This is a genomic window from candidate division WOR-3 bacterium, assembly GCA_039801085.1.
Lineage (GTDB): Bacteria > Hydrothermota > Tepidihabitantia > Tepidihabitantales > Tepidihabitantaceae > JAOABP01.
In genome coordinates this window covers 62,480-77,061 of sequence record JBDRTY010000004.1, presented here as the reverse complement: position 1 = coordinate 77,061, position 14,582 = coordinate 62,480, and the positions used below count along the sequence as shown (strand labels likewise).

Sequence of the window (14,582 nt, the reverse complement as noted above, 5' to 3'; positions counted from 1 at the left end):
ATTCGTTCCGTATCTCTATGTGACACGGAGTATGAATGTTTTATTTGACAAGCAGACGACAATTGCTTATAATATTATCGTGCTGATGAGCGCGGCGTTGGGTTGGCTCCTCATAGCTCAGCTGAATTCATTTGAATTCACGCCCATCAGCAGTCCCCAGTATGCCGGCGAGTCACTTGCAGTAACAATCATTGCCCGTGATCCGTCTGGCGGAGTTTACAATTACAATCGCCCCGCCTTTCTTTCCACCAGCAAAGGGGCAACCTACATATATCCTAATGTAATCGGACCATTCCGCAATGGCGTGTGGCAGGGAAAGGTAATGGTCACACTGGCAGAGAGTCTGCGGATACTCTGTACCGATGATTCACTCCGGGTAACAAGCAGCAGCAACCAGTTTACAGTGTTGCCCGGTGTTCCGGCTCGGTTCGTTATTGTTTTACCTGGGCAGCAGTTAAGCGCCGGGACCAGAGAAGGCAAGCTGGGAGTTCCTGACAATCAGACTGCCGGTGACAGTTTCATTTTCCGCGTATATCTCACCGACGCATGGTGCAACCCGGTTTATGCGCGCAGTGACAGTGTTCTGCTTCGTGCCACCGACAGTTTTGCATTACTGCCATCAAATGCCTTTATCAGCAACGGTGTAGGTCAGTTTACAGGCAGACTGCGCCAAGCGGGACAGCATCAGCTTTTTGTCCTGCCGGTATCAGGGCAGAATTTTCGCAGCGATAGCTCGTCATTAATTCTGATCACGCCCGGTATCTTTGCCCAGCTGCTGGTATTGCTTCCCGGGGAGGAACATCTGCCCGGCGATACAGCAAGTGCTGGGTGGCAAACTCCGGGTAAATCAGGAATTCCCGTTCCGCAGTATGTCCGCGAGCCATTTTTAGTCAAGATTCTGCCCTGTGACCGGTGCTGGAACCGGGTAAGTTCCCCGGGGCTGCCGGTTTCTCTGTATTCTGATTTTGCCGCCGAATTCCAGCCCGCAGAGACAGTACTTATGGACAGCGCAGTTTTTTATGCCAACTTTTACTACCCCGGTTCAAATCAGGATATCTGGGCTGCTGACCGCAACAGCCAGTATATATCTTATCGCACAAGGCTGGAAATCAAGGCAAGAGGGAATCAGCTGGAAATTTCAGCTCCTGACACGATTCTGGCCGGAGAGACCGCTTACATCCGGGTGGTGGTCAGGGACGCCAACGGCCAACCGGTTCCGCTGTCGGTGTGCCGTTTTATGGTCCTGCGAGGAAACGGTGAGATGCTGGAGGATGCACTGCTGACCGATACTTCCGGGATTGCCATTGGCCGCTTTCTCTGCACCCGCGCGCGATTCGGAGAATTCGATACGATTCAAATCAGCAGCGGGACCGCCGATTCACTGCTTCCAATCTATGTCAATATACCGGACAGTTCAATTTTGTCCGGTAAAATTGTAGCTTTCCCCAATCCATTCGGTTTTAATCGTGATGCAGTGGAGATTTATTATTACCTCAACCGGAGCAGCCCGATTGACTTCCGGATTTATGATCCGTTTGGCAATGAAGTTTTTTCCCGGGTAATTCCGGCAGGAGAAGCTGGTGCTCAAGCCGGTATCAACTGTATCGTCTGGAATGGGCGGAATAGTGGGGGCAGACGGGTGGCATCCGGTATCTATACAGTTCAGATCATCGGACAGCTCCATACCGGCACCATATTTAAATCAACCTACCGGCTGGGAGTTGTATGGTAAAGAAGTTACCGGTTCTTCTTCTTTTACCGGTAGTCCTTTTTGCCGAAGGTGGACTGCCGGGCGCATTTCTGAATTACGGTGCGGCACCAAGAAGTCTGGGAATGGGCAAGGCTTTTACTGCGGTAGCTGATGATGCCCAGGCGATTTATTTCAACCCAGCCGGGCTGTTCCAGTTAAATGCCCATGAGGTTCTTGCTGCTCATTCCCAGCTCTACGGCGCGCGAATGGAATATATTGCCTATGTCCTGCCGACAAGAGAGTGGGGAAGTTTTGGAATCGGAATTCTGAACTTCGGTGCCGAAGGGCTGGAATCACGCACTCCGGAGAACTGGCAGTATCTGCCGACAATCTTTGCTGAAAATGCCTATCAGGTTGCCTATGCCTACGGTCCGTCTGATTTCTGGAGTATTGGTGGTGCTCTGAAATTAATTACTAAAAATCTCGCTCAGTATATTGACGCCGGAATCGGCATGGATGCGGGAATTGTGGTAAGAAAACTGGGTCCGTTCAGTTTCGGACTGGCGGTACAGAATCTGGTGGAACCGGTGCTGACTCTGTACACTCTGTCCGACCGATATCCCAGAACAGTGCGTGCCGGCGCTGCAGCTAGGTTATTAAATGGCCGGGCGCTTATTACGGTGGATGCAGTTTCACCGCTGATCCGGGCGGTAGATTCAGCGGGTAATCCTACACGCCGCTGGCAGCTGCAGCTGCAGCCCCATGGAGGGGTTGAATTTCAACTGATTCCCGGGGTGCTCGTGCACCGGGTAGGTTATGATGCCAATGAAATCAGTCTCGGACTCGGCGTGCATCAATCGTGGGGCAGAATGGCACTCGGAGTTGATTACGCATTTCTCCTGCACCACCAGTCCTCATTCCGGCTGGCGCCAACCCATAAATTCGGGCTGTTTGTCAATTTTGGCGGTTTCCGCGTCTGGATTGATGCTCAACCGAAACTGTTTGCTCCCACGCCGGCCGATAAGAACAATGTTCTGTGGATGGATGTTCACTCAATTTCCCGTCAGCCGGTAAAGCGCTGGCAGGTCCTGATTAAAAATTCCTTTGGAGAAGTGATCCGCAGTTATAGCGGCTGGGATGCGCCACCGCCAAGACTGCTCTGGGATGGACTGGATGATGCGGGACGGCTGGTTGCTGATGGCCGTTACTATTATGATATTGTGATTGTCGATCAGCGTAATTCATCTCTCAGTTTCAGCGGGTTTCTTACCACAGTGCAGACCCGTGGTCCTCAGGGTAAGGTGGAGATTACACCAGGGCAATGATAGTTTGGACAACGATCGTCATTTTGCTGTCCGGAACATTGACACCACAGCAGACCCGGCAGCTGGCAGAACGGTATAACCAGGTTCAGCAGTTGCTGGACGAGGACAGGACAGACCTTGCGATTCAGAAATTGACCGCATTGGTGAATGACTATGGCAGCAGTGAATATGGTGATGAATTGCGGTATACACTTGCGGAGTGCCTTTTTAATCAGGGCAAGTTCAACAGTGCTCTGAGGGAGTTTCTCGGACTCCTCGATCGTTCACGGTTTTCTTACATTAAACCCGAGGCGATGTTTGGTGCTGCAGTTTCCTATCTGATGCAGGGGAATTACCGGCAGGCACAGCTGCTGCTGGAGAAACTGGCAAAGGAACCGGGATACGCCAATGATCCCCGTACGAGTTATGCGCTGGGGGTGCTTTATTACTTTCAGGGTGCCTACGAACAGGCAGAGAAAAATCTGTCCGGTCTGGAAATGCCGGAGGCAAAATTTTACCTCGGTAAAACATATGCCCGGCAGGGAAAGCCGCTTGCTGCATTATTGAAATTCAAGGAGATCGCTGATCTGTTGCCCAACACCAGTCTTGCCCAGATGGCACATTTTAATGCCGGGCTCGCGCTGTTCCTCAACCGTGATTACGACGGGGCGCGGGCAAAATTTCATTTTTTTCTGGAGCAGTTTCCCAATTCGCCGATAGCCGATTTTGCGCAGTATTTTTTAGGATGTGCCCTGATCGCCCAGAATGAGTATGCAGCAGCAATCAACTATCTGCTGCCGCTGACCCGTTCCAGTAACAATTTTCTGGCAGCGCATAGCAATTATTTTGTCGGCTACTGTCAGCTGGCGCTGGGTCAGGCAAAGGAGGCGGTGGGACGCTTTCAGCGTGTGCGCGCCAACTATCCCCGGACGAAGGTTTCAAGCTATGCCCATCTCCAGCTGGCAGAGGCAATGCTGGCCGCCTCGGACACCGCACAGACGATACTGACTACTGCACAGCTTGCCCGGATGTTTACTACTGGAGAACTGGCGGGGGTCGGCAATTATCTTTCGGGTGTTATCTCATATCAGATAGGTGATTATGATAATGCTGCGAAGCAGTTTGGATTGATTCTTGCAAATTATGGCAGTACCGGGCTGAGGGAACCTGCTGCGGCAATGCTGTTACTGACACTGAATTCCGGCAGAGAGTTTGAACAGAGTCTGGCACTCGGAACAAAGTATCTTGCTGATTTCCCTGATGAGACTTCGGAGTGGCGGGCACAGACACTGTTTAATCTGGCAGAGGCCTTTTACTATACTGAGAAATACAGTGAGGCAGATAGATTTTATCAGGCAGCGTATAATCACCAGCAGGGAGGCGATGTTGCACCCTATGCTCGGCTCGGACGAGCATACGCACTGTATCATTTGGGGAGACTGGATGAGGCGATTGAAGGTTTCAAGGGGGTATTGAATGCCCGGTTGACGGATACGCTGTTTACCATCAGTGCCTATCTGGGTTACGGGTACTGTCTTTTCAATCAGAAGGAGTACCTTAAGGCACTTGATGTGTTTGAGGCGTTGATAAATACCTTTCCCGAGAATCCGCTGGCAGCTGTCCCGGGTTATTTCTATTCCGGGTACTGCTATTACCTGCTGAAATATTACGGGCAGGCGGTGGATGCCTGGACAAATCTGATGAATAAATTTCCCGAGAATAATCCCAAGGTGGCCGAGGCGGCATTTCGTGCCGGAGACACCTATTTCAAGGCACTCGAATATGACAAGGCACTCGCAGCGTTCAATTTTGTGCTCCAGCGTTATCCGTTTTCGGACTTTGCACCAGCTTCACAGGCATTGATTGCTCAGTGTTATTATAACCGTCGTCAGTATCGAGATGCCATCCGGGAATATCAGAAATTCCTTGATCTTTATCCATCGGATCAGCAGGCACCTGGTGTGCGCAAGAGTCTGGAAATGAGTTACTATCTCGCGGGTCAGGAGGATTCAAGCGTAATGAATGAATTTATCCGGAGATTCCCGCAGTCGGAAATGGCAGCGGAGGCTCAGTATAACCGGGGGCGGGAAATGTATGAACAGGGGAAATATGAAGAAGCGATCGTTGAACTGCAGAAGACCGTAGTTAATTTTCCCAATTCCGCTGTTGCTGCTGATGCTCAGCTGTTAACTGCAGAGGCCTATGCACAATCCAAGCGCTGGAAGGAGGCAGCCCAGGCATACCGGAAGTTTCTTGATTATTTTCCGGAGCATGACCAGCGCTGGGGTGCATTTTTTAATCTCGGCATTGCCTACTTCAACGCCGGCGAATACAAACAGGCCTTGGCAGCATTTGAGGAAATCAGCCGGTCTGCTGCAGATTCCGAGTATGCTGAGAGCGCCCGGAAAAATGCCGAGATTTGCCGCCAGCGACTGGGTGCCGGGGAGCAGGGGGGAGAAATGTCGCAGCCCGAAAGGGGAAAACAGTGATGGGTGGCAATTATTTTAACAGGCAGACAGGAGGAAGATAACCATGATCATGGGACAGAGTCTGATTTCAATTTTCAGAAGCAGTGCGGTAATGATGATTTTACTTCTGGCATCGATTGTCGCACTGGCACTGATAATCGAACGGTTCTGGTATTTTATCAGAAATCGATTTAATCCGGCAAAAGGTTTGCTTGAACTTCGGCAGATACTGGGGCGGTCAGGTGTTGAGGCTGCTCTGAACTGGAGCCGGAATCTGAAAAATCCGCTTGGACGACTGTTTGCAGTGGCGCTGGATAACTTCGCACTGAACGCTGACGAACTTTCTGATTTGCTCTACAGTCTGATTCTTGAAGAGAGGATAAAATACGAACGATTGCTGGGGGGCATGGGGACGCTGGCAAATGCAGCTACGCTTTTGGGGTTACTGGGAACGGTTACCGGCCTGATTGGTGCCTTCAGTAATATCGCAGCCACCGGTTCTGGTGGTCCGGCAGTCGTGTCCAAGGGTATTGCTGAGGCTCTGCTGACTACCGCGTTCGGCTTACTAATCGGGATCCCGGTTCTGTTTTTTTACAATTACTTTTCCAAAAAAGCGGCGGATGTAGCTATGTCTCTTGAAAGCACTGCGGAACGGCTCGTAGTGATGCTCCAGCGCTACAAGTTGCAAGGTGGTTCTGGGGTTCCGCAAGAAACTAATGCACCATCTGAGGTTGTTTTGCCCAAGTCTCAGCCGTCAGCTGCCGAGGATAAAGCTTGGAAGTTCTGAGTATGCGCCGGAGAAACCTTGAGCGTCCTCGTCCCAGCGGGTTGATCCTGAATTCGCTGGTGGATGTTGCGCTGTCCCTGGTAATTGCCTTCATGGTTTCAATGCCGCTGTTTTTCGAGTCGGGGATTTTCGTTTCTGCTCCAGGTGCAGCCAGGGCCGGTGCCAATGAGCCGGGTGCAGATATCAAGGCAAATATCTACATTACAAAAGAAGGCAAGATTCTGTTGAACGAAGCCCAGGTGAGTTTTGATAACCTGAGTGAACTTTTACCCAAATTGCTGCAACGGAGTGTTGAACGCCGGGTGGTCGTGGCAGCAGAAGAGGGAGTGAGGTATGAACAGGTGATGCGAATCTTGGATTTAGCCAAGCAGGCCGGGGCTGCTGATCTTGCATTACTGCGGACGAGGAGGGTAAGATGAAGGAAGCACCTAATATTGACATTCTTCCAATGGCATGCGTCGGTCTGATACTGGTGCTGGTGATGATGGTAGTTGCACCAATGGTTTTGACTCATAATTCGACACCGGTGGATGTTCCCCAGACCCACACTGCAGAACGCAAGACGGAAAATGATGTGACGGTAACCCTGACTGCTCAGGGGCAGTTGTTTCTCAATGATCAACCGGTTGCCGATCTTGAGGAACTCAAGATCGGTATCGCCGGTGAAATAGCCCGTGACCCCTATATTCTGGTTGTTATCCGGGCAGATAAGCAGTGTCTCCATTCATCGGTGCTGGATATACTTGCCTGTGCCCGGCAGGCAGGTGCGGTACGAATTGCCTGTGCAACCAAAAAGATCAACCAGGGTGGATAAGTGATGGATCGGGAACGGCCTTTACGTACTTTTGAGATTGCGCTTGTAATATCGGCGATAGTTCATATCTCTCTGCTGTTGCTGTTTTCCCGCTATCGTACTTCCGGGGAGGCAGAGTGGGATTTGCAGGAAGTGACATTTATGGATGTCACTTACCGTCCCGAAGTCGCCAGGGTGCTTAATCAGAATCCATTACCATCCGGCGGTAGTGGACCGAATACTGGAGATGTGTCAGTTCCCACTTATGCAGCGGGTGTAGCATCTGAGGAGGTGGTACCGCTGGATTTGAGTTCAACACTGGAGCGGTCGGAATCGCAGGCACGGATTGAGCTGGACCGTTATGAACTCGCACGGGACGGTGAGATGGATGTGATTAGAATCGGAGGAAAGGGAGCTGCTCAGACTACCGAAGAGATCCTAGCTCAGGCACCAATTTCACTTTCCCGTGGTAGTGGCAGTGGCAGCGGTGCCGGTATGGGGTTGAGAGGGATTCCAGGGGTTCCGCAACCGCCGCAGCCCCAGCTGACTATTGAACACCGTCCGGTAACTGCAAGGGCCCGGAGTGCCCTGCCATCACCGCCGGAGCAGGTTCAGTCTACCGTTCAGGTCCCGGTGTCTCGCGGGACGAGTTTTCAGATCGCAGGCCCGATTTCGCAGCGGGAGATTATCAGGAAAGTGAAACCCAAGTATCCCAAATGGGCGCTCGATCAGCATATCAGCGGGACCGTGACCGTGCGTATCTGGGTTCTGCCCAATGGACAGGTTAAGGGAATTCCTCAGGTACTCTCCAGTTCCGGTTATCCTGAGCTCGATCAGGTAGTGGTAGATGCGGTGCGCTGCTGGGAATTTGCACCTCTCGGCACAGGCGTCAAGTCAGAAGAGCAGTGGGGAGATATTACCTTTGTTTTTCAGCTGTCTTAATAATATATGAATCTTGTATTTGTGTTATTACTTTTTGCGCAAAGTCCGGACAGTATGCAGCAGAAACCACCTGCTGAACATGCATTAGGAGAGGAACTCATTACCGGCGAAGCGGAGATGAAAATAAGCGATCAGAAACTGTTTTTTCCTCCCCAGCTTGATCCATGGACACCACTTAACGACCTGCTGGCGCCGGGGAGCTATATATTTGACGACGGGCTGTTGCAGGCAATTGATTCGCTTACCATTCCTCAGCGTTTCATCAAATCGTCCTTTCTCCGGGTGCCCGTAGAAAGGACACTGGTTCATGGTGATATTTTGGTTTTTCTGCCCAAGTTTGAAAAACGCGTAGCATCTTGGGAACTGGAAATCGCCAATTCACTTGGCGAGACAGTCCGCCGGGTTCGGGAAAAGGGAACACCTCCGGCTGTAATTATTTGGGATGGAAGAAACGATGCTGGTGAACCAATAGCAACCGGAGATGTCTACAGTTTTACCTTCAGTGCCTATGATGCACATGGAAATCAGACGCGCATTAACTGTGAGCCGCAGAAGATAAATGCTGTTGTGTGGCAGGAGAAAAACGAATGGATTGTTTCGATTGCTGCCGATATGCTTTTCATTCCCACTGGGGCAGAATTTACTTCTGATGCGAACGCCCGACTCGATGAAATTGCCAACCTGATCAAGGAGCGGTTTAGAAAGGAAACAGTAGTTTATGTTTACAGTGAGAAGGAACAGCTTTCTGCCGATCGCTGCCGGGTATTGGAAACCGAAATTCGGCGAAGAGTAGTTTTCCCATCCGATGGGTTGAAAGTCGTGCCCCGTTTTATTCCCGGCACTCAACCAAAACATTCCCGGATAGAAATTCATATTATCTGACACTGTTAACTAAAATCATCGAAGTCAACTTTGTTGACCGGGAGAAAATAATTTTTATTATCCCAGAGTGATATTTAAAAGGAGGCAATGATGAATAGTAATGCGGGGTTTCTATTTCCCGGTCAGGGGTCACAGTATGTCGGCATGGGACAGGATCTTTATAACAATTTTGCAGCAGCACGGATGGTATACGAACGGGCTGAAGAGGTGCTTGAAATTCCTGTCAAGAGAATATCATTTGAAGGACCGGAGGAAGAGCTCCGTCAGACACGGTATACTCAACCTGCCATTCTTGTTCATTCGATGGCAGTTCTGGCAGTTTTGAAGGATGTCATTACACCGATTCTCGCTGCCGGGCATTCACTGGGCGAGTATTCGGCTCTTTACGCTGCCGGATCTCTTGGATTTGAAGCGGTTTTGAAACTGGTTAAGAGGCGGGCTGAATTGATGTTTAGAGAAGGTGAGAAAAGGCCAGGTATGATGGCGGCAATCATCGGTATTCAAAGCAGTGTGGTTGAGGAGATATGCAATGAGGTAACAGGGGTGGTTGTGCCCGCAAATTACAATGAACCGAAACAGACCGTCATTTCCGGTGAACCGGAAGCAGTACAATTGGCAATGAATGCAGCAAGGGAACGAGGTGCGTTAAAAGTGGTGCCGCTGCCGGTATCCGGAGCATTTCATTCACCATTGCTTGAGGAATCAGCAAGGGAGTTTGCTTCTTATCTCGGGCAATTTGAGCTGGCCGATCCCAAGTTTCCGGTAATTATGAATGTAACTGGCAGACCCGCGTACTCGGCAGATGAGATCCGGCGTAACCTTACCCGCCAGCTGATTTCGCCAGTTCGCTGGGTGGATATCATATACAGTGCCCGGGAGCTGGGGTGTCATTTTTTCTGGGAGGTCGGACCTGGAAAGGTTCTCAGCGGGCTGGTAAAACGGATAGCCTCCGATTTGAATGTACAGCCGATTGGAAAAACCGAAGAACTTTCGGCGGTCGCAGGGGTGGGATAAAATGGACTGGAAATGTTTTAGTGTTACATTTGTAACAATTTTTCTTGCCGAACTGGGAGATAAAACCCAGCTGGCGACATTTTCCTTTGCAAGTGGATTCCGAAGCTTTTGGCCGGTTTTTCTGGGGAGTGTACTGGCGCTGACCGTATCTTCATTTCTGGCAGCAATTCTGGGGGCAAATTTGACTAAAGTTGTACCGACAAGATGGGTCAATGTGGTCGCCGGTGCAATTTTTGTAATCATCGGAGTGATCATGATTCTACGCAGCGTCAGGGCATGAAAATAAAATGTCAACCTGATGATTTTTTCGTGGAAGAAATTGTTCGCTTGAAAATCAAGAGCCGAGGCAGATATTCTATCTACCGGCTGGAAAAAAGGTTCTGGAACACGCTCGACGTCATCCGCGATATCCAAGTTCGTTATCAATTAAAGGGTTTATCTCGTGCTGGGCTTAAGGACCGTTATTCGTTTTCGATTCAGTATCTGTCTCTGCCCGGCCAGGGCCCCGAACAGATTACATCATCAAATTACCGATTGATCCAGGTAGGTATGGCAGATGAGCCGGTAACTCCGGAGCGATTGATAGCAAATCGATTTCAGATTACGGTTCGCTGTCTGAATGCGGATGAGATTAAAACAATCGAACAATCATTGCCCGCGGTTGAACGTTATGGAGTTGCAAACTATTATGATGAACAGCGGTTCGGGTCGGCTCGGCATCATGCCGGGTTTATTGCCCGGAAATTAATCGATGGCCATTACAACGGGGCGTTGAAACTTTTTCTCGCCACGCCATCTGCCAGTGATGATTCCCGGATGCGAAAAGTCAAACAGGAGCTGGCGCTAAACTGGGGCAACTGGCAGAAATGTCTCGAAATCGCTCCTTTCGAAGGGAAGAAAGCAGTGAAGCACCTTGTGCAGCAACCGCGAGACTTTGAAGGTGCGATAAAGTTGTTACCCAAAACGCTCCTTGAACTTTTTATCAATGCCTACCAATCCTGGTTGTGGAATGAGACTTTACGATTGCTGCTGGAAGAAATGGGGGTAGTCCGGTTCCGGGTTCGATATAACCTTGGGGTAATGGCGTTCTTCGGGGATTTGAGCACTGAGGATGCAAAATACCTCGGACAGCTTTCAATTCCCACACCCGGTCCGCATGCAGAATATGAGAGCGAAAGAGTTGAGCGCATTGTTAACTCGGTGCTGAAAAGGGATGGTCTGGAACTTAAAATGCTGAAATTGAAATTTCGCATCAAGGGATTGTATTTCAAATCCTGGAAGCGCCCGGCAGTATTCAAGCCGGATAAACTCAAAATGGATCAGCCTCACACTGATGAGTTGTACCCTGATAAATATAAAATTAGACTTGCCTTTGATTTGCCGCCGGGCTGCTTTGCCACTGTTCTGCTGAAGAGATTAGTTGCCCGATGAGTTTTTTTTGCTGGATATTCACTTTCCTCTGCAGCTTCAGCGATGTTCATTTTGATTCAGGGTTTAACTGGTTTACGCTTGAATCAGAGCATTTTGTAATCCATTTTCCTGCTCATGGTATTCCCGGTTACGAACGGATGGAAATGGTACGAAAAGTGGCCTCAGTAGCCGAAAACGTCAGAGAAACACTAAAGGATAATGGTGTTAGTATTCCTGAAGGGCGGGTACACATTGTCATTGCTGATTATTATGATTGTTATAATGGTTATGCCACGCCTTTTCCTGAAAACACAATTGTCATACTGCCATTTTTCCCCCGTGATGCAAGAAGTAACGATGACGACTGGTTGAGGACACTTATTCTCCACGAATTTTCTCATATATGTCAGATGGATCAATGTCATGGACCGCTTCGCATCCCCCGTCGCATTTTCGGCAGAATTATCCTGCCCAATGCTTTACTTCCTGCCTGGCTTCTTGAGGGTTATGCAGTTTACAACGAAACCCGATTCAGTACCATGGGGAGATTGCGGAGCGTTGAATGGCGCTCGATATTAAACGAAGCCGTATGGGAAAAACGTCTGCTTCAGCTCGACCAGTGTAACCATTATCAGCTGCAGCAGTATCCCGCAGCACTGGCACCATATCTCTACGGCAGCAGTTTTGTATCTTTTTTAGCCATGGTCCACGGGGATGCCATCTGGGAGGAGTTTAATTACAAAAAATCATTTTATCTGCCTTTTGTTGAAGATAGATCGATGAAGAAGGTCTTCGGGAAATTTACCAGTTCACTCTGGAGTGATTGGAAGCAATGGTTGGTTCAACAGGCTGAGTCGTTGAAAGTAGAAATTTACCGAGAAAGCTTGACATCCATTACACAAATCAACTGTGGAGAAACTCATGTTTCTTCTCCAGCCTGGTCACATTCCGGGAAAAGTATTTATTTCATATCTGCAAATACCGTTAACACCACCGCGATCAGAGAACTAGAGCTGGGAAAAATGACGGTCAGGACTATCAGGGAGGGACGGATTTTCGGCAGTTTGAGTGTTTCGCCGGACGGTGAACGTCTTGCCTTTTCAGAACTAATTGAGGAAGGGAGCGGGTACCTTCAGGGTGATATTTTCGTTTACGCACTAAGGCATCCAGCTGTAGTTCGGTTGACAAAGGGCGAACGAGCATCTGATCCTGATTTTGCACCGGATTCGACTCATATTGTCTATGTGAGTAATTGTGATGGCGTGAGCCGGCTCAAGGTTATCAATTACCGAACAGGTGAGCAGACGGTGATTGCAGAACTTGATAACCAGGACTATTTCCGGACGCCACGTTTTTCTCCCGGAGGCGGACTGGTTGCTGTGAGTGTGTGGCGCACTGGGGGGTACTCGGATATTGAAATCTTGGATTTGAAAACAGGCTGGATGCTACCGATAACTCGCGACCGGGCAAATGATATTAATCCCTGGTGGTCGCGCACCGGTAAGTACTTATATTTCATATCAGATCGCAGTGGAACTTATAATCTTTATGCATATGCGGTTGAGACCCATGAGCTTTATCGGTGCACAAATGTACTGACTGGTGTTTTTGAATCGTCAGTTTCACCTAATGACCGTAAGGTCGCATTTACTCTTCTGACCGGGGATGGTGAGGGGCTTGGTGTTGCTGAGATAAGACCGCAGCTGTGGCGGAGAGCGGTCAGCTATGCGGACACTTATCCTGATGTAGATTACAGCTTTAAACCGGATACGTATGAGCTTTTTTATTATTCTCCCTTTCCTTCAGTGTTGCCCAAGTTCTGGTTACCGATGCTTCAATACAGTGATGGATGGTCGATAGGAGCCGGAACATTCGGCTGGGATGTACTGCAGTTTCACCGCTATTACTGCTTTGCCGGTTACCAAATTCATCAAAGATCACCGATGCTGAGTTTTGTGTATGAACTTCATCGGTACCGTCCGATTTTCGAATTAAGGAGCAAATTAATGTTGAGATCGCAACAAGCAAGATTGGGTGTCAGTTTGCCGCTGGTAAGGCAACAATGCCAGCAAAATCTCGGCATAGGTTTAAGGTTTAATCGCGAGCAGAAGATGAGCCTGATTTTTGACGGATTTTATAATTTCAGCAATGCTCGGATATTCCGTTATAATGTGGCACCGGCAAGAGGAAGAAATATGGGAATCCTGGCTGATTTTCATCCAACTTTATTGCTTCAATCCAGCAATCTTGCAAGATTTGTGCTGTCCTGGAATGAATATCTGGGAAGAAGGTCAGAAAACTGGAGTCTGAAGATACATTTTGCTGGTGCGGTATCAGTCGGTGATACATCACGGCGTTCGGCGTTTGAAATTGGAAATAAACCCGGTTTATTAAGGTTACGGGGATGTCCTCAGATGACGGGGGCAGGCGCAGTTATTTGTGGTCTTGAAGGCCGGTTTCCGATCTTGTGGGTAGAGAGGGGATTAGGTCTGGCGCCATTATTTTTGAGCAATCTGAATGCTGCGGTTTTTAGTGAAGGCGGCGTTGTCAGCAACAAATTTTCCTCTCATATTGATAATTGGGATATCGGAGCAGGATTGGAGATCGGAGCCGATCTGGTTTTAGCCCATTATTTACCCCTGAGGCTGAATTTAGGACTAAGTACCGGTAGAACAAATTTTGGGAAATTACAAGTTTACTTTGGCATAACCAGTCAAATTATAGATGATCTATTCCTTCAGAACAAGAATCTTGATTAATATATTATGTTCAATTATACACCGCAAACCGGGCACTTGATTTCAACCTTCTCCGGAGGTTTCGGGTGTTCGTGAGCGCCGTTACCGTTTTCACAAAACCGGTGATAGGTGTAGCACTGATTTAAGTAAGCCTCTCGGGGCGTCAGCGCCGGTTCATACCAGAAAAATTCGTATTCTTTCCAGTGTGCCTTGATTGCATCACGCAAGTTACGTTCTGCCCGTGCAACTATTTCAATCTTTTTGGAATTTTTGGAGAGACAGTAGACCCCGCCAATTTTATCCGGTACAGAGATATCTACCTGCAGGGGACGGAGAAGGTAAGGACCACGCATAGTTCCTCCTGTTTATATATTTCTGCTCCCCTTACAGAAATTTCTTTGATAATCGTTGTAACCCAGCAATCTATAATAACTATAACGCAATTTTGCTTTCTGTCAAGTTATTTTTTATAGCGAGTGGGCTTGTTGGCTGGCAAATCAAATATATCTTACGGGGGACAATTAATAGCTGATTAGAGCGTTGATCGGTGGCCA

Annotated in this window: 13 protein-coding genes; 12 read left to right on the top strand and 1 reads right to left on the bottom strand. The window is 49.0% G+C overall.

What is annotated here, in order from left to right:
- Positions 1-31 precede the first annotated feature (31 nt).
- The 12 genes from ABIK48_07795 (at position 32) to ABIK48_07740 (ending at position 14,049) form a co-directional block, all read left to right on the top strand.
- Complete coding sequence (locus ABIK48_07795) at positions 32-1,732, top strand: hypothetical protein (GenBank protein MEO0022057.1); 1,701 nt, start codon at positions 32-34, stop codon at positions 1,730-1,732.
- A complete protein-coding gene (locus tag ABIK48_07790) occupies positions 1,726-3,015 on the top strand; it encodes a hypothetical protein (protein ID MEO0022056.1) in 1,290 nt (429 codons plus the stop codon). The genes ABIK48_07795 and ABIK48_07790 overlap by 7 nt, the downstream gene beginning before the upstream one ends.
- On the top strand, positions 3,012-5,483 hold the full coding sequence (locus ABIK48_07785) for a tetratricopeptide repeat protein (protein MEO0022055.1): 2,472 nt from the start codon (positions 3,012-3,014) through the stop codon (positions 5,481-5,483). The genes ABIK48_07790 and ABIK48_07785 overlap by 4 nt, the downstream gene beginning before the upstream one ends.
- A gap of 43 nt (positions 5,484-5,526) precedes the next feature.
- Positions 5,527-6,249 carry a MotA/TolQ/ExbB proton channel family protein gene (locus ABIK48_07780; GenBank protein MEO0022054.1) on the top strand — a complete coding sequence of 241 codons (723 nt, stop codon included), beginning with the start codon at positions 5,527-5,529 and terminating at the stop codon, positions 6,247-6,249.
- A 2-nt stretch (positions 6,250-6,251) separates the two neighbouring features.
- Positions 6,252-6,668: a biopolymer transporter ExbD gene (locus tag ABIK48_07775; protein MEO0022053.1), complete on the top strand. Its 417-nt coding sequence runs from the start codon at positions 6,252-6,254 to the stop codon at positions 6,666-6,668.
- Positions 6,665-7,063 (top strand): biopolymer transporter ExbD, encoded by a 399-nt coding sequence (locus tag ABIK48_07770; protein MEO0022052.1) that lies wholly within the window; start codon positions 6,665-6,667, stop codon positions 7,061-7,063. The genes ABIK48_07775 and ABIK48_07770 overlap by 4 nt, the downstream gene beginning before the upstream one ends.
- A gap of 3 nt (positions 7,064-7,066) precedes the next feature.
- Positions 7,067-7,984 carry an energy transducer TonB gene (locus ABIK48_07765; protein ID MEO0022051.1) on the top strand — a complete coding sequence of 306 codons (918 nt, stop codon included), beginning with the start codon at positions 7,067-7,069 and terminating at the stop codon, positions 7,982-7,984.
- Between the two features lie 54 nt (positions 7,985-8,038).
- The gene (locus ABIK48_07760; GenBank protein ID MEO0022050.1) at positions 8,039-8,866 is read left to right on the top strand and encodes a FlgD immunoglobulin-like domain containing protein; all 828 of its coding nucleotides are present in this window, start codon (positions 8,039-8,041) and stop codon (positions 8,864-8,866) included.
- Positions 8,867-8,956: 90 nt separating this feature from the next.
- On the top strand, positions 8,957-9,880 hold the full coding sequence (fabD, locus tag ABIK48_07755; protein MEO0022049.1) for an ACP S-malonyltransferase: 924 nt from the start codon (positions 8,957-8,959) through the stop codon (positions 9,878-9,880).
- A gap of 1 nt (position 9,881) precedes the next feature.
- A complete protein-coding gene (locus tag ABIK48_07750; GenBank protein MEO0022048.1) occupies positions 9,882-10,160 on the top strand; it encodes a TMEM165/GDT1 family protein in 279 nt (92 codons plus the stop codon).
- A gap of 29 nt (positions 10,161-10,189) precedes the next feature.
- Positions 10,190-11,311 carry a tRNA pseudouridine(13) synthase TruD gene (gene truD, locus ABIK48_07745; GenBank protein ID MEO0022047.1) on the top strand — a complete coding sequence of 374 codons (1,122 nt, stop codon included), beginning with the start codon at positions 10,190-10,192 and terminating at the stop codon, positions 11,309-11,311.
- Positions 11,308-14,049, top strand: coding sequence for a hypothetical protein (locus ABIK48_07740; GenBank protein MEO0022046.1), 2,742 nt, complete (start codon positions 11,308-11,310; stop codon positions 14,047-14,049). Before truD ends, ABIK48_07740 begins: the two co-directional genes overlap by 4 nt.
- Positions 14,050-14,063: 14 nt before the next feature.
- Here ABIK48_07740 and ABIK48_07735 read toward each other — a convergent pair whose 3' ends face one another.
- Positions 14,064-14,381 (bottom strand): hypothetical protein, encoded by a 318-nt coding sequence (locus ABIK48_07735; GenBank protein ID MEO0022045.1) that lies wholly within the window; start codon positions 14,379-14,381, stop codon positions 14,064-14,066.
- Between the last annotated feature and the right edge of the window lie 201 nt (positions 14,382-14,582).